We start from the raw sequence: 24,406 nt of genomic DNA, 5'->3' as shown, positions 1-24,406 counted from the left end.
CAGCTTCGCCGCGTTACCCGGTGTGGCCTGTGGTTTCGGTGCGCACGGCGCACCCTACCGAGGAGCGCTCGTCGTGTAGATCGCTATCGCAGCCACTTCATTACCCCCTGCGCCGCCACCCGGCCGCTGGCGAAGCAGGCGGTGAGCAGGTAGCCGCCGGTGGGGGCTTCCCAGTCGAGCATTTCCCCTGCGCAGAACACGCCGGGCAGGGTCTTTAGCATCAGGTTGTCATCCAGCGCCGCGAAAGGCACGCCACCAGCGCTGCTGATGGCTTCGTCCAGTGGCCGGGGGCGCAGCAGGGTGATCGGCAGCGCCTTGATCCAGGGCGCCAGCGCGGCTGGCTCGGCGAAAGCTTCGGCGGGGGCCAATTCGCGCAGCAATGCGGCTTTCACCCCGTCCAGCCCAGCCTGGCGGTGCAGGTGCTTGGCCATGGAGTGCTTGCCGCGCGGCTTGCCCAGCGCCTGTTGCAGCTTGGCCAGCGGCATCTGTGGCAACAGGTCGAGGTGGATCAGGGCCTGGCCGTCGGCCTCGATGGCACGGCGAATGGCGGCGGAAAAGGCATACACCAGGCTGCCTTCGACGCCGCCAGCGGTCAGCACGAACTCACCGATGCGAGGAGCCAGGCCGGGCAGGCTCAGGGATACGTTCTTCAGCGGCGCCCCGGCGAATTTCTCCCTGAGATATTCGCTCCAGCCATCCACCTCGAAACCGCAGTTGCTCGGCTTGAGTGCCGCCACGTCGATGCCACGTGCCTGCAGCAGCGGCACCCAGGCGCCATCGGAGCCCAGTCGCGCCCAGCTACCGCCGCCCAATGCCAGCAGGCAGGCGTCGGCGGCCAGTGCGCGTTCGCCGTCCGCGCCGACGATACGCAGGCTGCCATCGATGTTCCAGCCCAGCCAGCGGCTACGGGTATGGATCACCACACCCAGCTCGCGCAGGCGGCGTAGCCAGGCGCGCAGCAGCGGCGCGGCCTTCATGTCGCTGGGGAATACGCGGCCGGAGGTGCCGACGAAGGTGTCAATGCCCAGGCCGTGAATCCAGGCGCGCAGGGCGTCGGCGTCGAAGTCCCGCAGCAGCGCCGCGACCTCGGCCTGGCGCTCGCCGTAGCGGCCGATAAAGGCGTCCTTGGGCTCGGAATGGGTGATGTTCATGCCACCGACACCGGCCAGCAGGAACTTGCGCCCCACCGAGGGCATGGCGTCGAACAGCTCCACGCGCACGCCGCCCTGCGCCAGCACTTCGGCAGCCATCAACCCGGCAGGGCCGCCACCGATGATGGCGACGTGATAAGCGTTGGGTGAAGTGCGTGTGATCATGGCGGCGGAACGGTTCGAGAAAGGCTGCGCATTCTACCCGAGTGCCTTGCGGCCTTGTCATTTGCCCCGGGTTGGGGCAGGTTCAGCTCGAACCTTTTCGGCTGGAGCCCGTTATGTCCCAGATCTGCCCCGACATCGATCCCGATGGCCTGCTCGAATATTCGGTGGTCTACACCGACCGCTCGCTGAACCATATGTCGCAGTCGTTCCAGGGCGTGATGCGCGAGATTTCCGCCACCCTGAAGCAGGTGTACAACGCCCACGCCGTGGCGGTGGTGCCCGGCAGTGGCACCTATGGCATGGAGGCGGTGGCGCGCCAGTTGGCCACCGAGCAGAAGTGCCTGGTGCTGCGCAACGGCTGGTTCAGCTACCGCTGGACGCAGATCTTCGACATGGGCCGGATTCCTGCCGAGGCGCGCGTGCTCAAGGCGCGCCCGGTAGCCGAAGGCCCGCAGGCCGCCTTCGCCCCGGCGCCGCTGGACGAGGTGCTGGCCACCATCGCCGCCGAGAAACCTCAGGTGGTATTCGCCCCGCACGTGGAAACCTCCTCGGGCATGATCCTGCCGGACGACTACCTGCGTGCGGTGAGCGACGCGGTGCACGCCGTCGGCGGCCTGTTCGTGCTCGACTGCATCGCCTCCGGCACCCTCTGGGTGGACATGCAGGCCTGTGGTATCGACGTGCTGATCAGCGCCCCGCAGAAGGGCTGGAGCGCCTCGCCCTGCTGCGCCCTGGTGATGCTCAGCGAAGCGGCCAAGGCGCGCGTCGAGACCACCCAGAGCACCAGCTTCGCCTGCGACCTCAAGAAGTGGCTGCAGATCATGCAGGCCTACGAGCAGGGTGGCCATGCCTACCACGCCACCATGCCCAGCGATGCCCTGGCGCGTTTCCGCGACGCCATGCTGGAGGCCAAGAACCTCGGTTTCGCCAAGGTGCGCCAGCAACAACAGGAACTCGGTGACCGGGTGCGCGCCTTGCTGGCCGCGCGTGGCTTCAAGAGCGTCGCAGCCAAGGGCTTCGAGGCGCCTGGCGTGGTGGTCTGCTACACCGACGATGCGCAGATCAAGACCGGCGCCAAGTTCGCCGCCGTCGGTCTGCAGATCGCCGCTGGCGTGCCGCTGCAATGCGATGAGCCGGTGGACTTCCAGACCTTCCGCCTCGGCCTGTTCGGGCTGGACAAGCTGGGCCATATCGAGCGCACGGTGAAGATGCTGGAGCAGGCGTTGGACAAGGTGCAGGGCTGATTCTCAGCCCTGCTTCACCGCCTGCAGGCTGTAGCTCAGCGGCAGGCGCTCGGGCCTCTCGCGCAGGCGCCATTCACCGTCGGTGCCTGGCTGCATCTGCCCTGGCAGGGCTTCCCAGGGCAGGCAGTCGTGTTCTTCCAGCGCGGTGAGCCGCATGCCCTGTTGCAGCAGCGCAGTGATGATCTCACCCAGGCCGTGGTTCCATTCGTGGGTGACGCTGGCGCTGAGCGTCGCATCGGTCTGCACGTAGCTCTGCTCGTCGTTCCAGACCAGTGGCTCGGCCTGCTCGAAATAGGGGTGGGCGATGCGCAGGTCGTGCTCGCATTCCTCATCCAGGGCCATCAGGATCGGGTGGGCCTCGCGTAGAAACAGGCGTCCACCTAGCTTGAGCAGGGCGGCGACGTTGCGTGCCCAGTCGTCGATACGCGGCAGCCAGTTGAGGGCGCCGATGCTGGTGTAGATCAGGTCGTATCGCTGTTCTCCCAGCACCTGTGTGGCCTCATCAACCGAGGCTTCGACGAAACGGATGCGTTGCTGACAGACCTCGGCCAGGCAGCGCGCCTGTTCCAGCGAGGCGCTGGAGAAGTCCAGGCCGGTCATCCTGGCGCCCAGGCGCGCCAGTGACAGGGTGTCGGTGCCGATGTGGCATTGCAGATGAAGTGCATCCAGCCCTCGGATATCGCCTAGGCGCGGCAGATCGAAGCGCACCACATCGGATAGGTGCTCGTCCGAGTCGATGAAGCGCTGTACCTGATAGTCGGGGGAGGCAGCGTGCAGCGCGGCGCGCTCGTTCCAGTTGGCCTTGTTCAGCTCGAATGAATCGTCCATGAGGCTTTTGTTTCCATGAGGGGGCGAAGCGCGATTATGACGAAGCGCCGGGCGTGCTCGTCAACTCAGGCCTCGTGCCGCCCATACCTTCGCCGCGCTGTGATGGAGGATGCCGTGACGGCGGGCGAGGGCGACGTGATCCTTCGAGTAGCCGCCGCCGATCACCCACAGCACCGGAATGTCGCGGCCCAGGCAGTGCTGCAGCACGGCTTCGTCGCGCGCCGCCAGGCCGGCGTCGGTCAGTTGCAGGTAACCCAGAGCGTCGTCCTTGTGCACGTCGACGCCCGCATCGTAGAGCAGCAGATCTGGCTGGTAGATCGGCAGCAGGTAATTTAGCGTGTCGTCCACCACTTTGAGGTAGTCGGCGTCGCCCATGCCTCGCGGCAGGGGGATGTCCCAGTCGCTCTGCGCCTTGCGCGCCGGGAAGTTCTGTTCGCAGTGCAGCGACACGGTGATGGCATTCGGCTCGTTTTCCAACAGCCGTGCGGTGCCGTCGCCCTGGTGCACGTCGCAGTCGAAGATCAGCACGCGGTGCACGCGCCCCGCCTCCAGCAGGTAACGGGCGATCACTGCCAGGTCGTTGAAGATGCAGAAACCGGAGGGGAAATCGTAATGCGCATGGTGCGTGCCGCCGGCCAGGTGGCAGGCCAGGCCGTGGCGCAGGGCCAGTTCGGCGGTCAGCAGCGAACCGCCCACGGCGCGCACCGTGCGCCGCGCCAGCGCCTCGCTCCAGGGTAGGCCGAGGCGGCGTAGCTCTTCCTGGGACAGTTCGCCCGACATGTAGCGGGTGATGTAGTCCGGGCAGTGGGCCAGGGCGAGAATCTCCGTTGGGCACAGTTCGGGGCGTTGCAGCTCGGCATCGGTGGTCAGGCCACTGTCCACCAGGTGGTCGCGCAGCAGGCGGAATTTTTCCATGGGGAAGCGATGCCCGGCGGGGAAGGGCGGGCTGTAATCCTCGTGGTAGACCAGCGGTAGGGGCATAGGAACTGTATTCATCGAGTCGACGACGCCCTATGGTCGCAGCCAATCGAGGCAATCACCAGGCCGTCGCCTCTTCGTCGGGCAGCCACTGGCGCTGTCGCGTTGAACGTCCTTCAAGCGATGGAAGAAAAGGTTCTTCGCGGAATCTCGGGAAAGCCAGTTTTGATATCAGACTGGCAAGTTTGTGTTGGCTGGTTGTTCTTGTGTCTGTTCCGAATTGCCGCGTTTTTGCTGATGTTTCTGGTTTCGCCCTCCCGGGCGAGTCACTTTTGACGGGCAAAAGTAACCAAAACCCTCCGCCCGGTCATCCGGCCCTCGCTGCGCGAGGGTTCGCTCACTCCATCGCCGCTCCAGAGGCCCGCCGCGGTGGGCCATCCATGGCCCATCGCGGCTCTCGCGACATCCATGTCGCTCAACCTCTTCCACGACGACTCCGTTCGCCCTCCTGGGCGGGCTCTGCACGCGCCTGAACGCGAGGTAACCCAGAAGTAGTGCGCAGTGCTTGTACATGTGTCAGCCCTAGGGCTGACCGGGATGCCGGCTGAAAGCCGGCAAGCTATCCGGGAGAATGAAACTACGCGAATGAAAGTTTTGGTTTAACCCGGCGGCCACGTCATGGCTCCACAGCTACCAGAGCACGCCGGATATGCCCGAAACCAATGTACATTCAGGCGCGCTAACTCCCCCTTCAGGAGGCCGAACGCAGGCATTGCGCAGGGGGCGAGCGGCATGGATGCCGCGAGAGGCTTAAAGGGCCAGGGATGGCCCTTGTAAGCCGACCCCGGAGCGATGCCGGAGTGAGGGGAGTCGAGCGAAGCGAGACCCGGATGGCGGGGGTGCGTTTCTTTTGCTTACTTTTCTTTGCGCATTTCAAAGAAAAGTGAGGCGCCCGAGGGGGCGAAACCCGGAATCTCTGAGGACACCTAAAGCGGCGTCCAAACCACCAACAAGACCACACAAACTTGCCAGTCCAGTATCAATGAAAACGGGATAAACCAAGAAAAACCTCACAGCACGTAGAACAGAATCGCCACGAAGTGCAGAAGGCTGCCAGCCATCACGAACAGGTGCCAGATGCCATGCCAATGGCGAAAGCGGCTGTCGTAGGCGAAGAAGATGATACCCACGGTGTAGAGCACGCCACCGGCGGCCAGCCATTTGAAACCGCTCATGCCCAGAGCGGCGATCAAGGGGTTTACCGCCACCAGCACGATCCAGCCCATCACCGCGTAGATGATCAACGACAGCACACGTGCCTCGGAGCGGGGTTTGATTTCCTGCAGCATGCCGATCAGTGCCAGACCCCATACGATGCCGAACAAGGTCCAGCCCCAGGGGCCACGCAGGGTTACCAGGCAGAAGGGTGTGTAGCTGCCGGCAATGAGCAGGTAGATCGACAGGTGATCGAGTTTTTGCATCACCCGTTTCGCCGGGCCGCGCATGCTGTGGTAGAGGGTGGAGATGCTGTACAGCAGTATCAGGGTGACGCCGTAGATGGCCACTGCGACGATTTTCCAGGCGTCGCCCGTGGCACTGGCCAGTACCAGCAGCCATATTGCACCGATGGCGGCCAGAACGGCGCCGATCAGGTGGCTCCAGGCGTTGAATCTTTCTCCGTGGTACATGCTACCTGCCGTCGTTATCCTGTTGAATCGACGACCTATGGTCGCAGTCTCATGAGTCAATCGCCATGCCCCTGATCGAAACCTCCACCGAGCGCCTGCTGCTGCGCGCCTGGCGCGATGCCGACCTGCCCGCGCTGGTCGCGCTCAATGCCGATGCCGAGGTGATGCGCCATTTCCCTGCGCCCCTGGATGCCGAGCAGAGCGCACAATTGCTGGCGCGCATACGGGCGCATTTCGCCGAGCACGGGTTCGGCTTCTGGGCGCTGGAGCGGCGCGACAGTGGCGAGCTGATCGGCGCCACTGGCCTGGCGCACGTCGGTTTCGAGGCACCCTTCGTGCCGGCCGTGGAAATCGGCTGGCGCCTGGCCCGCGCCCACTGGCGCCAGGGCTATGCCAGCGAAGCGGCGCGTGCGGCACTGGCCGTGGCCTTCGAGCGGCTCGGGCTGGAGCAGGTGGTGAGTTTTACCGTACCGGCCAATCTGCCGTCGCAGGCGGTGATGCGCACCATCGGTATGCGTCGTGACCAGGCCGGCGACTTCCTGCATCCGTTGTTGCCGAGCGGCCATCCCTTGCAGGCGCATGTGCTCTACCGTATCCAGCGCAGCGAGTGGCAGGCAGGCGCTTCGATGGGTATTGCTGGCTAGTGGCAAACCGATGCCGACAGCAGCACGCAAATTCTTTACCATCGCACACCTTGCCAACCTATTCCCCCCTGCACGAGGAGAGACCCCATGACCCAGGTGCTCGATGATCTGGTCGCGCTGCTGAGCCTGGAGCAGATCGAGGAAAACCTGTTCCGTGGCCGTAGCCAGGATCTGGGCTTTCGCCAGTTGTTCGGTGGTCAGGTGCTGGGCCAGTGCATTTCCGCCGCCAGTCAGACGGTGGAAGAAGCGCGCCACGTGCACTCCATGCATGGTTATTTCCTGCGCCCTGGCGATGCCCGCCTGCCGGTGGTGTATCAGGTCGACCGTACCCGTGACGGCGGCAGCTTCAGCACGCGGCGCGTCACGGCGGTGCAGAAGGGCCAGCCGATCTTCTTCTGCAGCGCCTCGTTCCAGTACGACGAAGAGGGCTTTCACCATCAGAGCGCCATGCCCGACGTGCCTGGCCCCGAGGGGCTGAAATCGGAAACCGAGCTGGCGCGCATGGTGGCGCCGATGATTCCCGAGCGCATGCGGGAGCAGGCGACCAGCGACAAGCCCATCGAGATTCGCCCTGTCACCCTGATCAACCCCTTCGCGCCCAAGCCCTGCGAGCCGGTCAAGCATGTCTGGTTCCGCGCGGCTGGCGCGCTGCCGGACGACCCGCAACTGCACAAGTACCTGTTGGGCTACGTCAGCGATTTCAACCTGCTCACCACCTCGATGCAGCCCCATGGCGTGTCGGTGTTCCAGAAGTTCATGCAGGTGGCCAGCCTTGATCATTCGCTGTGGTTCCACCGCAATCTGCGCATGGACGACTGGCTGCTGTACGCCATGGACAGCCCCTGGGCCGGCAATGCTCGTGGCTTCTCGCGCGGCAGCATCTACAACCGCCAGGGCGAATTGGTGGCCTCGGTGGCGCAGGAGGGCCTGACCCGCGTGCGCGAGGACTGGAAGTGAGCCTCGCGGCCGTGCGCCACTGGGTGTTCGACATGGACGGCACCCTGACCCTGGCGGTGCACGACTTCCCGGCGATCAAGCGGGTGCTGGGCATCCCTCAGGAAGCCGACATCCTCCATTACCTGGCCGCGCTGCCGGCCGAGGAGGCAGCAGCCAAGCATGCCTGGCTGCTGGAGCACGAGCGCGAGCTGGCCGTGGCCTCGCGCCCGGCACCCGGCGCCATCGAGCTGGTGCGCAGCCTGTGCGAGCGCGGTTGCCGGCTCGGCATCCTCACCCGCAACGCCCATGAGCTGGCGCTGCTGACCCTGCAGGCCATCGGCCTGGACGACTGCTTCGCCGTTGAGGACATCCTCGGCCGTGACGAAGCACCGCCCAAGCCCCATCCCGGTGGCCTGCTGCACCTGGCCGAGCGCTGGCAGGTGGCGCCGAGCGAGCTGCTGATGGTGGGCGACTACCGTTTCGACCTGGAGTGCGCCCAGGCCGCCGGCGCGCGCAGCGTGCTGGTCAACCTGCCGGACAACCCTTGGCCGCAGTTGACCGAACTGCATGCCGTGGATTGCGCGCAGTTGCTGGCCCGTCTGGGCTGAGGCGATCCCTGGCAGCGTAGCCCGGATGCAATCCGGGGACAGAGTGGCAGGCATTCCCGGATTGCATGCGGGTCATGGTTTGGATCCAGTGGAGCCTGGGCCATGGAAGGAAATACCGTCTGGTCTTTCCTTCAAGGAGCCGCCGTTCGATCAGCGAACACAATATCGTTACCCTAAAACAGGGCTTTCAGTCAGGATTCACGCGCCTTCCGAGCGTTTTCAATCGAGTCGGCCTGGCGCCGCTGCGGTGCCGATGAATTGTTCTTTGGATCCAACTCTGCCAGCTTCGCAGCAGTAGTCCCGACAAGAACAATCAAGGGTTTGCGCTGATGACTCACGCCTTCTTCCCGGCGGCAGGCCGTGCCTGGCCGTCTTCCTCTCTCCCTTCGTTGGCTGTGCGCCTGCCGGTAACCGGCGAAGGGGGGGCGCCATGAGCGATCTGCGACAGGTCGTCGATCAAGGCCCGATGCGTGGCTTCCAGTGGGTGGCCATTGCCGTGTGCGTGGTACTCAACATGATCGACGGTTTCGACGTGCTGGTAATGGCCTTCACCGCTTCCTCCGTGACGGCGGAGTGGGAACTGAGCGGGGGCGAACTGGGCATGCTGCTCAGTGCCGGTCTGCTCGGCATGGCGCTCGGCTCGCTGTTCATCGCCCCCTGGGCCGACCGCATTGGCCGGCGTCCGCTGATCCTTTTGTGCCTGGTGTTGTCCGGCACTGGCATGGTGCTGTCGTCGCTGAGCCAGTCGCCCACGCAACTGGCCTGGCTACGCGGGGTGACCGGGCTGGGCATCGGCGGCATCCTGGCCAGCAGCAACGTGATCGCCAGTGAGTACGCCAGCACGCGCTGGCGGGGCCTGGCGGTCAGTCTGCAATCGACCGGCTACGCCCTGGGCGCGACGCTTGGCGGCCTGCTGGCGGTCTGGCTGCTGTCGCACTGGGGCTGGCGCTCGGTATTCCTCACCGGCGGGCTGATCACCTTCGCCGCCATCGCCCTGGTGCTGCCATGGCTGCCAGAGTCGCTGGATTTTCTTCTGAGCAAGCAGCCGCGCCATGCGCTGCAGCGGGTCAATGCCCTGGCCGCACGCCTGCGCCAGCCGGGCCTGGCGGCATTGCCGGCCAGGCCCGCACAGGCCACCGAGAGCAACGGCAATGCCGTACTGCGGCTGTTCACGCCGTCATTGCTGCGCGGCACATTGTTGATCTGGCTGCTGTTCTTCCTGGTGATGTTCGGCTTCTACTTCATCATGAGCTGGACGCCCAAGCTGCTGACTTCGTCCGGGCTGTCGGTGCAGCAGGGCGTCACCGGCGGGGTCTTGCTGAGCATCGGGGGCATCTTCGGCGCCACGCTGCTGGGTTTGCTCTCGGCACGTTTCGCCCTGCCCCGGGTGCTGGCCGCTTTCATGCTGATCACCGCGCTGTTGCTGCTGCTGTTCACCGGTATCGGCTCGTCCTACCTGGCGGCATTGGGCATGGGGCTGCTGATTGGGCTGTTCTCCAACGGCTGCGTCGCGGGCCTGTATGCGCTGTCGCCGCTGCTCTACGGTGCCTCGATCCGTGCCACCGGCGTGGGCTGGGCCATCGGTATCGGCCGTGGCGGGGCGATACTTTCACCCACCGTGGCCGGGCTGATGCTCGATGGTGGCTGGCAGCCGCTGGAGCTGTATGGCTGGTTCGCCCTGGTGTTCGTGGTGGCGGCGCTGTTCTTGCTGCTGCTGTTGCCGGCACGCCGGGCGGCGCGGCTGACACCTTCGCAGGCCTGAGCCGAGCCGCTTACAGGCGCGTCGCCTTGAAGGTGTCGCAGCGCCCTGGCTGGCCGGTGTCGAAGCCGGTGCTGAACCAGCGCACGCGCTGCTGCGAGGTGCCATGGGTGAAAGCGTCCGGCACCACCTGGCCACGGGCCTGTTTTTGCAGGCGATCATCACCGATGGCGCTGGCGGCGTTCAGCGCCTCTTCCAGGTCGCCGGGCTCCAGCCAGGCGTGGCGGCGTTGGGCGTGATGGGCCCAGACCCCGGCCAGGCAGTCGGCCTGTAGCTCCTGACGTACCAGCAGACCGCCGTCGCCCTCGATGCGTTCGCCGCGTTGGCGCGCAGCGTTGACCTTGGCGGAGACGCCGAGCAGGGTCTGCACATGGTGGCCGACCTCATGGGCGATCACGTAGGCCTGGGCGAAATCGCCGGCGGCCGCGAAGCGCTGCTCCATTTCGCGGAAGAACGCCATGTCGAGGTAAACGCGCTGGTCGCCCGGGCAGTAGAAGGGACCGACTGCCGAGCTGGCGAAGCCGCAGGCCGAATCGACACCGCCGGAAAACAGCACCAGTTGCGGGTCGCGGTACTGCTTGCCGGCCTGCTGGAACAGCTCGCGCCAGGTGTCCTCGGTGTCGCCGAGGATGGCGCTGACGAAGTCGCGCTGCTCATCCTGAGCCGGCGGCGTATTGGCGGGTTGGCTGACCTGCGGCTGGCTGGCCTGACCGGCGATCTGGCCGAGAATCTGCAGCGGATCCTGCCCCGTGAGCAGGCCGAAGGCGACGATCAGCGCCACCGCCCCCAGGCTCAGGCCGCCACCGATGCGTCTGCCCGAGCGGCCGCGCGCGTCCACGACATTGTCACTGCGTCTACCCCGTTGCCAGCGCATGGTTGTGTTCCCCGTTTGCTCAGTTGGCGGGATGGTCGCTCAACACCACATCCTGGCGCTGGCGATCCAGACCGATGACCTGGTAGGCGTCCACCCGCCCACCGTATTCCATGCCGGGCGAGCCCATGGGCATGCCCGGCACGGCGGCGCCGAGCAGGTCGGGGCGTTGGCGCAGTTTGAGGATGTCGGCGGCCGGAACATGGCCTTCGACGAACTGGCCGTCGATCACCCCGGTATGGCACGAGGCCAGGCGTGGCGGCACACCGAGGCGCTGCTTGACCGCGCTCATGTCCTTTTCCACATGGTCGTTGACCACGAAACCATTGGCTTGCAGATGATCGATCCAGGCGGTGCAGCAGCCGCAGTTGGCGTCGCGATGCACGTCGATGGTCAGCGTTTCGCCAGCCTGGGCCAGCGAGCTGAAAAGGCAGAGAGCGAGAAGAGTAGGGCGCATGATGGGGCTCCTGAGGGCGATGGTGTCGAGGATAACCCCATGGCTGAGCAGGCCCAAGCATCCGTGGCTGCGAAGCCAGGCTTCGCAGCCACGGGTAGGGACTGTTGATGTTGCTACGCAACCTCAACAGGTTCTAGGTCACTCCAGAAGCTCCATCAGGCTCGGATCACGCTGCACCGGCTGGATGTCGTCCATATCCACGCTACCCTTGAGCATCAGCTTCAACTGGCTGGCTTTCTGGCAGGCGTTCTTGCCATCGACGAAGACGCCGCCCTGGTTGCACTTCCAGTCATAGAAGTTGGCCAGGCCACCGGCCAGTTGCAGGCTGTAGTCCGTGCTCTTGGTACCTTCGCTGAAGGGCTGGCCGGCCGGGATGTTCTGGAACCAGCGCATCCACTCCGGCGAGCCGACGGCAGGCGGGTTGGCCTGGAAGGTCGGGTTCATGATTGCCAGTTGCGGGTACTCACCGGTCATGTGGCAGCTCATGCAGGAGCTTACCGGGTTGTCCACCGGGCCGTTGAGGCGACCGTTCCAGCCCAGGTGGGTCGGCGGCAGCTCGCGGGTGTTGGCGTTGATCGCGGTTTGCTTGAGGTTGGGGTTGATGCGGGTCTCGGTCGGCTTCGGGTTGCTGTAATCGTTGCCGTTGTCCTGCGGGTCGTTGCCCCACATGATGCCCACCGGCACCAGATTGTCCCAGCCCGGCTTGCCGGTGATGGCGCCGTTGTACTGGAAGGTACCGAAGATCCAGCCGGTTTCGTCGATGCGCGTATCACGCACGGCAATGTCCATCTGGATCAGCGCCACCTCCTTCACCACGCGATCGCCCGAGTCGAAGGTCTTGGTGATGTAGCCCTGCCACAGCACCGGGTTCTGCAGGAAGGGCACCTGGCTGCGGTCGACGTCGGCGAACAGCGGTTTGCACACCACGGTGCCGTTGGCGAAGCTGTTGGGCTTGGAGGTGAAGTCCGGGTTGGGGTTGCTGGGATCCTTCCACACCTGGCCGATGGTGTAGGCGCCGATATCGTTGTAGATGCCCACCGCGTAGGTTTGCCCGGAGGTGGTCTGGGTCGGGGCGAGCTGCTTGGGTTGGATCTGGGCTTCCTTGGTCAGCCCGTGGATGCCTTCGCGGCCCAGTGGGCCGTAGTGCTGCCAGGGCATGTGAAACCAGCCGCGTACCTTGTTCTTCTGCACGTTCCAGTCGTTTTCCACGTTGCCTTCCAGGCAATAGTCCTTCACTGCGTCCATGTAGGCGCGCCAGGTCTCGAAGTCGTTGTTGCGCTCCTTGGGCAGCAGCTTGAAGAAGGCCGGCAGGGCCGAGGCCGGTGGCGCTGAGGTGGGGTAGGTCTGGCTGAGCTGGAACAGCGGGCCATCGTATTCCTGTTCCGATGGCTTGAAGCCGAAGTCGGGATAGACCCCGGCCTGGGCGGCAGTGGTGAGCAGCGGCGTGGTGATTGCCAACGCGCGGATCAGGGTTCCTTGTACGTTACGCATGATCATCTCCTTGATGGAACGCGCCTGCCGGGTCGTCCGTTGGCGGGGCGTCCTTTATGGTTTTCGGCTAGGTGCGGCGCAGGGCCGCTTCACGGTGTTGCGTGGGGGCTCCTGGAGGCAGGTGGCAGAATGCACTCGACAGGAACTGAGGGGTCACGCTGGAGGCGTACTACGGACTTCTCGCGGGCAGGCATGTCGACCTCCTTGTCGAGTACGGTTACACCCTTAGGTGTAGATCACCCTGGCGAAAGTGCAATCGAGCCAAGCTTGGTGCAGGGCATGGCGATTTTCGTCGTATGCTCTGTGTCTCAACCGAACGAGGAGTCCTGGCATGCTGTTCGCCCGAATCGTATTGACGATCCAGATCGTCGTCCTCGCCGGCCTGGGACTGGCCTACTTCATTCGCCCCGAGGAGATGGCCAGCTTCAGCGGCGCGCTGCTGATGGGCAATGCCGCGGTGACCGAGGTGCGCGCCTATTACGGTGGCCTGCAATTGGGCCTGGCGGCCTACCTGGCGATGGCGCTGACGCGCCTGGATCTGCTGCGCCCGGCCCTGATGCTGCTGGTCTTGCTCTATGCCGCGCTGGCCCTGGCACGTGTCGCCGGGCTGTGGCTGGACGGCGGTGCGCAACAGACCTTCAACCTCACCGCGCTGCTACTGGAGGTGGTATCGGCTGGTTTGGCCTGGTGGGCGTTGCGTGGCCTGCAACGCGAGGCCTGATTAGCCATCGGGCGGTAGGGGATGGAGGACAGAAAAAGTTTTTCGCGGAGTCTCGGGAAAATCAGTATTGGGGCGGGACTGGCGAGTTTGTGTGTTGTTTTCGGTGTTCAAGCTGCTTATCGGCGTTTAGTTGATATCTCCCGTTTCGCCCCCCGGCGACCTTCTTTTGTCAAACGCCACAAAAGAAGGCAAAAGGCTTGGCCCCGCCATCCGGCCCCGGCTTCGCCGGGGTTCGTTCGCTCCATCGTCGCTCCGAGGGTCGGCGTACATGGGCCATCCCTGGCCCATTACGCCTCTCGCAGCATCCATGCTGCTCGCCCCTCTACGCAACGATTCCGCTCACCCTCCTGAAGGGGCCATTCGCGCGCCTGAACGAACCGGCATTCCAAAGAATGCTCGACGTGTTCTGGTAACAGTGGAACCCAAACGTGGCTGTCGAATTAAACCAATAGTTTCATTCGAGCAGTTTCATTCGCCTGGATAGCTTGCCGGCCTTCAGCCGGCATCCCGGTCAGCCCTAAGGCTGACCCATGTTCAAGCACTCCACTCTAATTCTGGGTTACCTCGGGTTCAGGCGCGTGCAGAGCCCGCCCAGGAGGGCGAACGGAATCGTCGTGGAAGAGGTTGAGCGACATGGATGTCGCGAAAGCCGCGATGGGCCAGGGATGGCCCACTGCGGCGGGCCTCTGGAACGGCGATGGAGTGAGCGAACCCTGGCGCAGCCAGGGCCGGATGATCGGGCGGAGGGTTTTGGTTACTTTTGCCCGTCAAAAGTGACTCGCCCGGGAGGGCGAAACAAAGAACATCAGCAAAATCGCGGCAATCCAGAACAAGCACCCGAACAAGCTCTCACACAAACTTGCCAGCCCAGTGTCAACCAAGCATTCCCCTGAAAATGCGATGAACCACAAAAAGCGTTGTCCATCCTACTCATCGGCCATGTTGTGTAGCCCGGATGCAATCCGGGGATTTCCACGCGACCAGGTTCCCGACACTCAGCGCCTTTCCAGCAGCACCCCGGCTTCCATATGGTGGGTGTAGGGGAACTGGTCGAACAGGGCGCTGCGCGTCACCTGGTGGGTGTCGGCGAGCTGGGCGATATTGGCCGCCAGGGTTTCCGGGTTGCAGGAGATGTACAGAATGCGCCCGAAGCGTCGGGTCAGCTCGCAGGTGTCCGGATCCATCCCGGCGCGTGGCGGGTCGACGAAGACGCTGCCGAAGTCGTAGCTCGGCAGGTCGATGCCGGCCAGGCGGCGGAACGGGCGCACGCCGTTGAGCGCCTGGGTCAGCTCTTCGGCGGACAGGCGCACCAGCTCGACGTTGCTCACGCCGTTGTCGGCCAGGTTGGCCAGGGCCGCGTTCACCGAACTCTTGCTGATCTCGGTAGCCAGCACACGGCGCACGCGGGTGGCCAGCGGTAGGGTGAAGTTGCCATTGCCGCAGTACAGCTCCAGCAGGTCGTCTGCGCGCTCGCCGAGCACCTCATGGGCCCAGCCGAGCATCTTCTGGCATACCTCGCCGTTGGGCTGGGTGAAGGCGCCTTCCGGCTGGCGGTAGCGGAAGCTGCGCCCGGCCACACTCAATTCTTCCTCCACGTAATCGCGGCCGATCACCAGGCGCTGGCCACGGGAGCGGCCGACCAGGCTGACGTTCAGTTCGGTCGCCAGGCGTTCGGCTTCGGCCTGCCAGGCTGCGTCCAGCGGGCGGTGGTAGGCCAGGGTGATCAGCGCATCGCCGGCCAGGGTGGTGAGGAACTCCACCTGGAACAGCTTGAACGACAGCGCCTCGCTGGTCTGCCAGGCGGCGCGCAGACGCGGCATCAGCTCGTTGATGCGCCGGCTGGCGATGGGGAAGTCGTCCAGCAGGATCGGCGTGTGCTTGTCGCCCGGGGCGAACATCGCGTAGTGGCGCTGGCCGTCTTCACGCCACAGGCGGAATTCGGCGCGCAGGCGGTAGTGTTCGCGCGGCGAGTCGAACACCTCGGGCTCGGGTGCTGCGAAGGGTGCCAGCAATGCGACCAGGCGGGCCTTCTTCTCGGCGAGTTGGGCGTCGTAGGTGGCGGGGTCGAATGCGGGGCGGCTCATCGGTCACTCATGCAGGCTGAAAAACGGGGCGCCATTGTAGCGGAGGCGATGGTCGCGTGCCTGGGGTTGCTCGTCGGCGGCGCGCAAGCCCCTGAGTCGTAGGGTGGATGACGCTTTTTTCATCCACCCTCTGCGTGGCCGGAAAGAAGGTGTTGGTGGACATGAAAAACGATGTCCACCCTACGCCTGGCGCTACGAGCGGCCAGCGTCCCGATCCGCACAGATGTAGGGTGGGCCGGGCAGCGATCCGCTTCAGCCCACCGATACCTGCGATGACATGAGCGCCTGCCTTCAGAACAGCGACAGCTTGATCACGCAGAAGATGGCCAGCGCCACCAGCATGCCGTTCAGTTCGCGGAAGCGCCCGGCCAGGGTCTTGGCGGCGACCCAGGTGATGAAGCCGAAGGCGATGCCGGTGGCGATGGAGTAGGTCAGCGGCATGGCCAGCGCGGTGACCACCACCGGGGCGGCGACGGTGATGTCGTCCCACTCGATCTCGGCCATGCCCGAGGCCATCAGCACGGCAACGAACAGCAGCGCCGGAGCGGTGGCGAAGGCCGGTACGCTGCCGGCTAGCGGAGCGAAGAACAGGGCCAGGAGGAACAGCACGGCGGTGACGATGGCGGTCAGGCCGGTGCGCCCGCCAGCGCTGACGCCCGCCGCCGATTCGATGTAGCTGGTGGTGGTGCTGGTGCCCAGCAGCGAACCACCGAGGGCGGCGGTGCTGTCGGCGATCAGCGCGCGGCCCATCTTCGGCAGGTGGCCGTCCTTGCGCATCAGCCCGGCTTTCTTGGCCACGGCGATCAGGGTGCCGGAGTTGTCGAACAGGTCGACGAAGAGGAAGGCGAAGATCACGCTGATCAGGCCCACGTCCAGTGCGCCGGCGATGTCCAGTTGCAGGAAGGTCGGGGCCAGCGACGGCGGCATCGACACCAGGCCGCCGAACTGGCTGACGCCCAGCAGGATGCTCAGGCCGGTGACCACCAGGATGCTGATCAGCACCGCGCCGGTCACGCGCAGCGCTTCCAGGCCGATGATCAGGAAGAAGCCGAGGATCGCCAGGATCGCCTGCGGGCTGGCCAGGTTGCCGAGGCCGACCATGGTCGCCGGGTTGGCGGCGACGATACCGGCGTTCTGCAGGGCGATCAGCGCCAGGAACAGGCCGATACCGGCAGCGATGGCCGAGCGCAGCTCGAGCGGGATGCTGTTGATGATCCATTCACGGATCTTGAAGATCGACAGCAGGAAGAACAGGCACGCCGAGAGGAATACCGCGCCCAGTGCCACTTGCCAGGTGTGGCCCATACCCAGTACCACGGTGTAGGTGAAGAAGGCGTTGAGGCCCATGCCCGGTGCCAGGGCGATCGGGTAGTTGGCGATCAGACCCATGACCACGGAACCGAAGGCTGCGGCCAGGCAGGTGGCGACGAACACCGCGCCCTTGTCCATGCCGGTCTCGCCGAGGATGCTCGGGTTGACGAAGAGGATGTAGGCCATGGTCAGGAAGGTGGTGACCCCGGCCAGTACCTCGGTACGCACGTTGGTGTTGTGGGCTTGGAGTTGGAACAGTCTTTCCAGCATGTGGGGCTCCCCGGTGCGCGAGCGCGCGGCAATGGTCAGAATCCAAGCAAAGCACATCCACCAGAATGCGCCTCGAACAGGCTTGGTTCCGCGAAAGCCGCGCATCATAGCAGCAAGATTTTTCCCGGTGAATTTATGACCAGGCGGACAGCTTACTACCCGTGAGTCGCGGCTCTGCGCTGCCTCAGGTCAGCATCTGCCGAGCCACTCTCAGGCGCCTTCCTGCTCCAGCAATTGTCGCTTGCGCGCCAATCCCCAGCGGTAGCCGCTGAGGCTGCCGTCGCTGGCCACCACCCGGTGGCACGGCAGCAGCAGGCCGATGGCGTTGCTGGCGCAGGCCCGGGCCACGGCGCGAGGGTGGCTATGCAATTGCGCGGCCAGTTCGCCATAGCTGCGTGTTTCGCCCTTGGGGATGCCCTGCAGGGCCTGCCAGACGCGCTGCTGGAAGGCCGTGCCGCGAATGTCCAGCGGCAGGTGGGCGGCACGCTCGGGCTCCTCGAGCTGATCCAGCACCTGTTGCAGCCAGGCCTGCAGGCCGGGGGCGTCTTCCTCCAGATGGGCTGCGGCGAAGCGCTGTTGCAGCTCGGCGCGCAGGGCATCGGCGCTGTCGCCGAAGAGCAGGGCGCAGACGCCCTGGGCGCTGCTGGCGAGCAGTACCAGGCCCAGCGGGCAGGGGGCGATGGCATAGCGCAGATGTTCGCCGGCGCCTTGCTGGCGACGCAGGCCTGGGCTCATGGCCTGGGGCTCTTCGTACAGGGCACGGGTGCCGGAATAGCCGGCGGCCAGGGCTGCTTGCAGCACGCTGGGGGCGCCGGGCAATTGGGCGTCGAGACGCTGGCGCCGCTCGGCCGCTGCCCAGGCATTGGGGGTGAGCCCGGTGCGCGCCTTGAAGGCGCGGGCCAGGTGCGACGGCGACAGGCCGATGCGCGCGGCCAGTTGCGTCAGGGTCAGGCGTTGTTCGCCGCGCAGCAGCTCACAGGCAGCCGCGACCAGGGCATCGAGCTGCTGCGCCGGACTCTGGCCCTGCGGCGAGCAGCGTTTGCAGGGACGGAAACCAGCGGCTTCGGCACTGGCGGCGTCAATGTGGAAGCTGACGTTGTCGCGTCGCGGCCTGCGCGCTGGGCAATTGGGCCGGCAGTAGATGCCGGTGCTGTGCACGGCGAAGACGAAGCGGCCATCGTGCTGCGCATCGCGGTCGCAGACGGCCTGCCAGCAGCGATCCGGGTCGAGCATGGGGGCGTGCTCCATGGAGGTGGCGATGGCGGGATTGTCCTGCGGCCATCGCCACCTGCCAATCCGCATCGCGCTTTCAAAACCGCTTGGCGGATAACTCCATGCGCTTGCCACTGCGCACCGTGCTGGCAGGAGCGGAGCCGTCCGCTAAGGAGGGCCTCAGCCAGCGATGCGTTCCACGTGGTGGCAGGCCACCTGCCGCGCATCGATCAGCCTCAGCTCTGGCCGTTCGCCGCGGCAGCGCTCGTCGGCGTGTGGGCAGCGCTTGTGGAAGGCGCAGCCCGACGGCGGGTCGAGCGGGTTGGGCAGCTCGCCGCTGATCTTCACCCTGGGCTTGTTCGGGTCGGGGTGAATCGCCGGCGTCGCCGACAGCAAAGCACGGGTGTAGGGGTGCAATGGCCGGCTGTACAGCGCTTCGGCCGGGCCCATTTCCGCCGGGCGGCCGAGGTACATCACCAGCACCTCGTCGGCGACATGGCGCACCACGGCGAGGTTGTGCGAGATGAACACGTAGCCGGTGTCAAACTGCTCCTGCAGATCCATGAACAGGTTGAGTACCTGCGCCTGGATCGACACGTCCAGCGCCGAGGTCGGCTCGTCCGCCACCAGCACCTTGGGCTGCAGCATCATGGCGCGGGCCAGGGCAATGCGCTGGCGCTGGCCGCCGGAGAACATGTGCGGGTAGCGCGCGTAGTGCTCGGGACGCAGGCCCACCTGCTGCATCATCGCCTGCACCTTGTCGCGGCGCTCGGCGCGCGACAGCTCGGTGTTGATCAGCAGCGGTTCGGCCAGTTGATCGCCGATCTTCTGCCGGGGATTGAGCGAGGCGTAGGGGTTCTGAAACACCATCTGCACGTCGCGGCGCAGTTGCTTGCGCTCGGCCTTGCTGGCACCGGCCACTTCGCGCCCGGCAATCTGCAGGCTGCCAGCGCTGGGCTGCTCGATCAGGGTCAGGGCGCGGGCCAGGGTGGACTTGCCACAGCCGGACTCGCCGACCACCGCCAGGGTCTTGCCGGCCGCCAGCGTGAAGGACACGCCATTGAGTGCCTGCAGCGTGGCTGCCGGTTTGAACAGGCCGCGCGAAACGCTGTAGTGGCGGGTCAGCTCACGGGCTTCGAGTACGTTGCTCATCAGGCCACCTCCAGGGGAAAGAAGCAGCGCGCGGCGCCACGGGCATGTTCGTCCAGCGTCGGGCGTTGCTGGTGGCAGCGCTCCTGCACGTAGGGGCAGCGCGGCGACAACAGGCAGCCCAGTGGGCGGTCATAGCGGCCGGGGACGATGCCGGGCAGGGTGGCCAGGCGGCTGGCACCTGCGCTGTGTTCCGGGATGGCTTTGAGCAGCGCCTCGGTATAGGGGTGGCTGGGGGCGTCGAACAGGGTCGGCACCTGGCCCAGCTCCACCGCTTGGCCGGCATACATCACGCAGACGCGCTGGGCGGTCTCGGCGACCACTGCCAGGTCGTGGGTGATCAGCACCAGGGCCATGCCCTGGTCGCGTTGCAGGCTCAGCAGCAGCTCCATGATCTGCGCCTGGATGGTCACGTCCAGCGCCGTGGTGGGCTCGTCGGCGATCAGTAGTTTGGGCTCGGCGGCAATCGCCATGGCAATCGCCACGCGCTGGCTCATGCCCCCGGAAAGCTGGTGTGGGTAAGCGTCGAGGCGGCTGGCGGCAGCGGGAATTTCTACCCGCTCCAACAGCTCCAGAGCGCGGGCGCGTGCCGCCTTGCCTTTCAGCCCCATGTGTTGGTGCAGCACTTCCTCTATCTGGAAGCCCACGGTGTAGCTGGGGTTGAGAGCGGTCATGGGGTCCTGGAATACCATGGCCAGGTCCTTGCCGACGATATGCCGACGCTGCCGGCCTTTCAGGCGCAGCATGTCGGTGCCGTCGAACTGCATGCAGTCGGCCTGGACGATACCGGGGGCATCGATCAGGCCCATCAGCGCCATCATGGTCACCGACTTGCCGGAGCCGGACTCACCGACTATGGCCAGCACCTCGCCCTTGTCCACGCTCAGGTCGAGGCTATCGACCACCGGCATGGCGGAGCCGAAGCGTACGGACAGATTGCGGATATTCAGCAGGCTCATGGGCGTGCCTCCAGGCGTAGGGTGGACGACGCTTCACCCGTCCACCGTCGTGCGTTCAGGGTGGATGAACAGAGCGTCATCCACCCTACGGAGCGGCGAGGTATTGGCATCACTGCAGAGGTAGGGTGCGCCGTGCGCACCGAGAATGCTCCGGATTGCATCCGGACTATGCGGTTACTCATTCCGGGCTCCTCATTGCGCATTCTTGAGTTTTGGGTCGAGCGCATCGCGCAGGCCGTCGCCCATCAGGTTGATCGCCAGTACGCTGAGCAGGATGGCCAGGCCGGGCAGGCTCACCACCCACCAGGCGCGTTCGATGTAGTCGCGCGCCGAAGCCAGCATGGTGCCCCACTCGGGTGTCGGCGGTTGCACGCCAAGGCCGAGAAAGCCCAGGGCGGCGGCATCGAGAATGGCCGAGGAGAAGCTCAGCGTGGCCTGCACGATCAAGGGCGCCATGCAGTTGGGCAGCACGGTGACGAACATCAGCCGTGGCAGGCTGGCACCGGCCAGTTTCGCGGCGGTGACGTAGTCGCGGTTCAGCTCGCTCATCACCGCGGCGCGGGTCAGGCGCACGTAGGACGGCAGCGAGACGATGGCGATGGCGAAGATGGTGTTGATCAGCCCTGGGCCGAGGATGGCGACGATGGCCACCGCCAGCAGCAGCGAGGGCAGGGCCAGCATGATGTCCATCAGGCGCATGATGCCGGGGCCGAACAGGCGCGGGAAGAAGCCGGCAACCAGGCCCAGGAGGATGCCGGGGATCAGCGACAGCAGCACCGAGGCCAGGCCGATGATCAGCGACAGGCGCGCGCCATGGATCAGCCGCGAGAGCAGGTCGCGGCCCAGCTCGTCGGTGCCGAGCAGGAACTGCCACTGGCCACCTTCCAGCCACACTGGCGGGGTGAGCAGAAAGTCGCGGTACTGCTCGCTGGGATCATGTGGCGCGACCCAGGGCGCGAACAGCGCGCAGAACACCATCAGCAGCATGAAGGCCAGGCCGCCAAGGGCGCCCTTGTTATGGGCGAAGGCCTGCCAGAACTCCTTCAGCGGCGAGGGGTAGAGCAGGCTCTGGTCGAGGGTAGTGGCGGTGGTCATGGGTATGCCCCCTCCATGAGGATGAACTTGCTAGGGTGCGCTGTGCGCACCGAATGTTGACCCACAATCATGGTGCGCACAGCCTGGGCGGCCCCGCGACACCCTACGAGACGATTCATCACGCCTTCCTTACTTCTGATGACGAATGCGTGGATTGGCCAGGCCATAAAGGATGTCCACGGTGAAGTTGACCAGGATCACCAGGCAGGCGATCAGCAGAATGCCGTTCTGCACCACCGGGTAGTCGCGGGCGCCGATGGCTTCGATCAGCCATTTGCCGATGCCCGGCCAGGAGAAGATGGTTTCGGTCAGCACGGCGCCGGCCAGCAGGGTGCCGACCTGCAGGCCGAACACCGTCAGCACCGGGATCAGTGCGTTGCGCAGGCCATGCACGAAGACCACCCGCGCTGGCGACAGGCCCTTGGCCCGCGCGGTGCGGATGTAGTCCTCGCGCAGCACTTCGAGCATGGCCGAGCGGGTCATGCGGGCGATCACCGCCAGCGGAATGGTGCCGAGCACGATGGCCGGCAGGATCAGGTGGCGCAGGGCATCGCCGAAGGCGCCGGGCTCATCGGCCAGCAGGGTGTCGATGAGCATGAAGCCGGTCACCGGCGGGATGTCGTAGAGCAGGTCGATGCGCCCGGAAACCGGCGTCCAACCCAGGTTCACCGAGAAGAACATGATCAGCAGCAGGCCCCACCAGAAAATCGGCATGGAGTAGCCGGTCAGGGCTATGCCCATCACTCCGTGATCCAGCGGTGAGCCGCGTTTGAGCGCGGCGACCACTCCGGCTACCAGGCCCAGGGTGCCAGCGAACAGCAGGGCGGCCAGGGCCAGTTCGAGGGTGGCCGGGAACAGGGTGATGAACTCGTTCCAGACGCCCACGTTCGAGCGCAGCGATTTGCCCAGGTCGCCTTGGGCGAGTTGGCCGATGTAGTCGAGATACTGCGCATACAGCGGCTTGTTCAGGCCCAGGCGCTCCATGGCCTGGGCATGCATCTCGGGGTCGACGCGACGTTCGCCCATCATCACTTCCACCGGATCACCGGGGATCAGGCGGATCAGCGCGAAGGTCAGCAGGGTGACGCCGAAGAAGGTGGGGATCAGCAGTCCCAGGCGTCTGGCGATGAATGACAGCATCAGGCGGTTCTACTCCGTTGCGGGATGTATGCACCGGGCTGCATGGCTCGGCGTTTTTGTGGCGTTCGCATAGCCCGGATGCAATCCGGGGATCGGTTAATCACGGCAACTTCACCCGAGCGAAATTGTTCGAGCCCAGCGGGCTGAGGACGAAGCCCTCTATGCCCTTGCGGATGACTGCGAACTGCTTGGGGTGGGCCAGGGCAATCCACGGCGCCTGCTCATGGAAGATCGCCAGGGCCTGGCGATAGAGTGCGGCGCGTTTGCTCTGTTCGGGTTCCCGGCGCGCCTGGGTGATCAGGGCATCGAAGGACTCGTCGCACCATCCGGCCTGGTTCTCGCCGCTTTCAGCGGCGGCGCAGGACAGGTTGGGGGTGAGGAAGTTGTCCGGGTCGCCGTTATCGCCGGCCCAGCCCATGAACACCAGGTCATGCTCGCCGTTCTTGGCGCGCTTGATCAGCTCGCCCCACTCGAACACGCGGATATCGCTCTGAATGCCGACGGCGGCGAGATCGGCCTGCAGCATCTGCGCGCCGATGCCGGGGTTGGGGTTGGTCGGGCCGCCGCCTGGGCGGGTCCAGATCGACAGTTTGAAGCCCTCGCCAAGGCCGGCCTGGGCCAGCAACTGGCGGGCGCGCTCGGGAGCGTGTGGCCAGTCCTGCAGCGTCGGGTCGCTGCCCCACAACGTGCTCGGATAGGGCGCCACGGCAGGAGTGGCGTTGCCTTCGCCGAACTGCGCGCGAACATAGGTGGCCTTGTCGAAGGCCAGGTTCAGCGCCTGGCGCACGCGCACGTCATCCAGCGGTGGGTGGCGGGTGTTGATGCCGATGTAGGCGGTCAGCAGCGAGTCCAGCTCCAGCACCTGCAGGCGCGGGTCGCGTTTGAGTTCGGGGATGTCTACCGGGCGCGGGTACAGGGCGACCTGGCAGTCGCCGGCCTTGAGCCGCTGCTGGCGCACGTTGGGCTCGGGGGTGATGGCCAGCAGCAATCGCTTGATCTGGGGCGGGCCGTCCCAGTAGTCGGGGTTGGCGCGAAAACGCACCTGGGCATCCTTGGCATAGCGCTCGAAGATGAATGGGCCGGTGCCGATTGGCTGGCTATTGAGGCGCTCGGGCGTGCCGACGGCGAGTAGATGATCGGCGTACTCGGCCGAGTAGATGGAAGCGAAACCCATGGCCTGATTGGCCAGGAAGGGCGCTTCCGGATGCTTGAGTACGAAGCGTACGCGGTGCTCGTCGAGCTTGTCGATGCGCTCGATCAACTGCGCCAGGCCCATGGCCTCGGCGAAGGGAAAGCCACGTGGCGACAGCTTGTGCCAGGGGTGGTTGGGGTCGAGCTGGCGCTGAAAGCTCCACAGCACATCGTCGGCGTTGAAGTCTCGGCTCGGGGTGAAATCCGCGTTGCCGTGAAACTTCACTCCCTGGCGCAAGGTGAAGATGTAGCTCAGGCCGTCATCGCTGATCGTCCAGCTCTGCGCCAGGGCCGGGACGATCTCGCTGCTGCCGGGAGCGAAGGCTACCAGGCGCTCGAACAGGGTTTCCGCCGAGGCATCGGCGGTTACTGCAGCGGTGTACTGGACGATGTCGAAGCCCTCGGGGCTGGCTTCCGTGCACACCACCAGGCTGTCGCTGGCAGCCAGCACGGGCCCGGTAAATAGCGCGGCCAGCACCAGGCCGGCACGTAGAAAAGGCAGGGTTGGCATGGG

At 65.4% G+C, this 24,406-nt stretch carries 21 protein-coding genes; 6 read left to right on the top strand and 15 right to left on the bottom strand.

All coding sequences use genetic code 11. The features are described 5' to 3' along the window. Nucleotides 1–83: 83 nt before the first annotated feature. Nucleotides 84–1,316, bottom strand: coding sequence for a TIGR03862 family flavoprotein (locus PVE35_RS20980; protein WP_277372869.1), 1,233 nt, complete (start codon nucleotides 1,314–1,316; stop codon nucleotides 84–86). A gap of 113 nt (nucleotides 1,317–1,429) precedes the next feature. Here PVE35_RS20980 and PVE35_RS20975 point away from each other — a divergent pair, with 113 nt between their 5' ends. After that, complete coding sequence (locus PVE35_RS20975; RefSeq protein ID WP_277372868.1) at nucleotides 1,430–2,560, top strand: aminotransferase class V-fold PLP-dependent enzyme; 1,131 nt, start codon at nucleotides 1,430–1,432, stop codon at nucleotides 2,558–2,560. Nucleotides 2,561–2,563: 3 nt separating this feature from the next. Here PVE35_RS20975 and PVE35_RS20970 read toward each other — a convergent pair whose 3' ends face one another. From PVE35_RS20970 to PVE35_RS20960, 3 genes are all read right to left on the bottom strand, one after another. Beyond that, a complete protein-coding gene (locus PVE35_RS20970; RefSeq protein WP_277372867.1) occupies nucleotides 2,564–3,388 on the bottom strand; it encodes a class I SAM-dependent methyltransferase in 825 nt (274 codons plus the stop codon). Between the two features lie 60 nt (nucleotides 3,389–3,448). Continuing rightward, complete coding sequence (locus tag PVE35_RS20965; RefSeq protein ID WP_277374916.1) at nucleotides 3,449–4,369, bottom strand: histone deacetylase; 921 nt, start codon at nucleotides 4,367–4,369, stop codon at nucleotides 3,449–3,451. 1,007 nt (nucleotides 4,370–5,376) lie between these two features. Then, nucleotides 5,377–5,994: a hemolysin III family protein gene (locus tag PVE35_RS20960; protein WP_268179011.1), complete on the bottom strand. Its 618-nt coding sequence runs from the start codon at nucleotides 5,992–5,994 to the stop codon at nucleotides 5,377–5,379. Nucleotides 5,995–6,059: 65 nt separating this feature from the next. On the opposite strand from PVE35_RS20960, the gene PVE35_RS20955 reads away from it, so the two are divergent. The 4 genes from PVE35_RS20955 (at nucleotide 6,060) to PVE35_RS20940 (ending at nucleotide 9,944) form a co-directional block, all read left to right on the top strand. Beyond that, nucleotides 6,060–6,638: a GNAT family N-acetyltransferase gene (locus tag PVE35_RS20955; protein WP_277372866.1), complete on the top strand. Its 579-nt coding sequence runs from the start codon at nucleotides 6,060–6,062 to the stop codon at nucleotides 6,636–6,638. A gap of 87 nt (nucleotides 6,639–6,725) precedes the next feature. Further along, nucleotides 6,726–7,595 carry an acyl-CoA thioesterase II gene (gene tesB, locus PVE35_RS20950; protein ID WP_277372865.1) on the top strand — a complete coding sequence of 290 codons (870 nt, stop codon included), beginning with the start codon at nucleotides 6,726–6,728 and terminating at the stop codon, nucleotides 7,593–7,595. Then, nucleotides 7,592–8,182, top strand: coding sequence for an HAD family hydrolase (locus PVE35_RS20945; RefSeq protein ID WP_277372864.1), 591 nt, complete (start codon nucleotides 7,592–7,594; stop codon nucleotides 8,180–8,182). The genes tesB and PVE35_RS20945 overlap by 4 nt, the downstream gene beginning before the upstream one ends. Before the next feature lie 430 nt (nucleotides 8,183–8,612). Continuing rightward, on the top strand, nucleotides 8,613–9,944 hold the full coding sequence (locus PVE35_RS20940; RefSeq protein WP_268179007.1) for an MFS transporter: 1,332 nt from the start codon (nucleotides 8,613–8,615) through the stop codon (nucleotides 9,942–9,944). A 10-nt stretch (nucleotides 9,945–9,954) separates the two neighbouring features. Here the strand turns inward: PVE35_RS20940 and PVE35_RS20935 are convergent, their stop codons facing one another. From PVE35_RS20935 to PVE35_RS20925, 3 genes are all read right to left on the bottom strand, one after another. After that, nucleotides 9,955–10,815: a neutral zinc metallopeptidase gene (locus PVE35_RS20935; protein WP_277372863.1), complete on the bottom strand. Its 861-nt coding sequence runs from the start codon at nucleotides 10,813–10,815 to the stop codon at nucleotides 9,955–9,957. A 19-nt stretch (nucleotides 10,816–10,834) separates the two neighbouring features. After that, nucleotides 10,835–11,269 (bottom strand): DUF411 domain-containing protein, encoded by a 435-nt coding sequence (locus PVE35_RS20930; RefSeq protein WP_277372862.1) that lies wholly within the window; start codon nucleotides 11,267–11,269, stop codon nucleotides 10,835–10,837. A gap of 138 nt (nucleotides 11,270–11,407) precedes the next feature. Continuing rightward, nucleotides 11,408–12,760: a hypothetical protein gene (locus PVE35_RS20925; protein ID WP_277372861.1), complete on the bottom strand. Its 1,353-nt coding sequence runs from the start codon at nucleotides 12,758–12,760 to the stop codon at nucleotides 11,408–11,410. 331 nt (nucleotides 12,761–13,091) lie between these two features. On the opposite strand from PVE35_RS20925, the gene PVE35_RS20920 reads away from it, so the two are divergent. After that, nucleotides 13,092–13,481, top strand: a complete 390-nt coding sequence (locus PVE35_RS20920) for a DUF4345 family protein (RefSeq protein ID WP_277372860.1) — start codon at nucleotides 13,092–13,094, stop codon at nucleotides 13,479–13,481. A gap of 995 nt (nucleotides 13,482–14,476) precedes the next feature. On the opposite strand, the gene trmA is transcribed toward PVE35_RS20920, so the two are convergent. The 8 genes from trmA to PVE35_RS20880 all read right to left on the bottom strand — a co-directional run bounded on the left by trmA (nucleotide 14,477) and on the right by PVE35_RS20880 (nucleotide 24,403). Further along, nucleotides 14,477–15,565: a tRNA (uridine(54)-C5)-methyltransferase TrmA gene (trmA, locus tag PVE35_RS20915; RefSeq protein ID WP_277372859.1), complete on the bottom strand. Its 1,089-nt coding sequence runs from the start codon at nucleotides 15,563–15,565 to the stop codon at nucleotides 14,477–14,479. Nucleotides 15,566–15,856: 291 nt separating this feature from the next. Then, nucleotides 15,857–17,146 carry an NCS2 family permease gene (locus tag PVE35_RS20910; protein WP_277372858.1) on the bottom strand — a complete coding sequence of 430 codons (1,290 nt, stop codon included), beginning with the start codon at nucleotides 17,144–17,146 and terminating at the stop codon, nucleotides 15,857–15,859. Between the two features lie 210 nt (nucleotides 17,147–17,356). Continuing rightward, nucleotides 17,357–18,379, bottom strand: a complete 1,023-nt coding sequence (gene ada / locus PVE35_RS20905) for a bifunctional DNA-binding transcriptional regulator/O6-methylguanine-DNA methyltransferase Ada (protein WP_277372857.1) — start codon at nucleotides 18,377–18,379, stop codon at nucleotides 17,357–17,359. A 159-nt stretch (nucleotides 18,380–18,538) separates the two neighbouring features. Further along, nucleotides 18,539–19,510, bottom strand: a complete 972-nt coding sequence (locus PVE35_RS20900; RefSeq protein WP_277372856.1) for a peptide ABC transporter ATP-binding protein — start codon at nucleotides 19,508–19,510, stop codon at nucleotides 18,539–18,541. Next, the gene (locus PVE35_RS20895) at nucleotides 19,510–20,466 is read right to left on the bottom strand and encodes an oligopeptide/dipeptide ABC transporter ATP-binding protein (protein WP_277372855.1); all 957 of its coding nucleotides are present in this window, start codon (nucleotides 20,464–20,466) and stop codon (nucleotides 19,510–19,512) included. The genes PVE35_RS20900 and PVE35_RS20895 overlap by 1 nt, the downstream gene beginning before the upstream one ends. A gap of 192 nt (nucleotides 20,467–20,658) precedes the next feature. Continuing rightward, nucleotides 20,659–21,561 carry an ABC transporter permease subunit gene (locus PVE35_RS20890; protein ID WP_277372854.1) on the bottom strand — a complete coding sequence of 301 codons (903 nt, stop codon included), beginning with the start codon at nucleotides 21,559–21,561 and terminating at the stop codon, nucleotides 20,659–20,661. 129 nt (nucleotides 21,562–21,690) lie between these two features. Further along, nucleotides 21,691–22,701 (bottom strand): ABC transporter permease subunit, encoded by a 1,011-nt coding sequence (locus PVE35_RS20885; RefSeq protein ID WP_277372853.1) that lies wholly within the window; start codon nucleotides 22,699–22,701, stop codon nucleotides 21,691–21,693. A 100-nt stretch (nucleotides 22,702–22,801) separates the two neighbouring features. Continuing rightward, nucleotides 22,802–24,403 (bottom strand): ABC transporter substrate-binding protein, encoded by a 1,602-nt coding sequence (locus PVE35_RS20880; RefSeq protein ID WP_277372852.1) that lies wholly within the window; start codon nucleotides 24,401–24,403, stop codon nucleotides 22,802–22,804. Between the last annotated feature and the right edge of the window lie 3 nt (nucleotides 24,404–24,406).

The organism is Pseudomonas sp. AA-38, assembly GCF_029457475.1.
GTDB lineage: Bacteria > Pseudomonadota > Gammaproteobacteria > Pseudomonadales > Pseudomonadaceae > Aquipseudomonas.
This window is presented reverse-complemented; position numbering and strand designations above follow the sequence as displayed.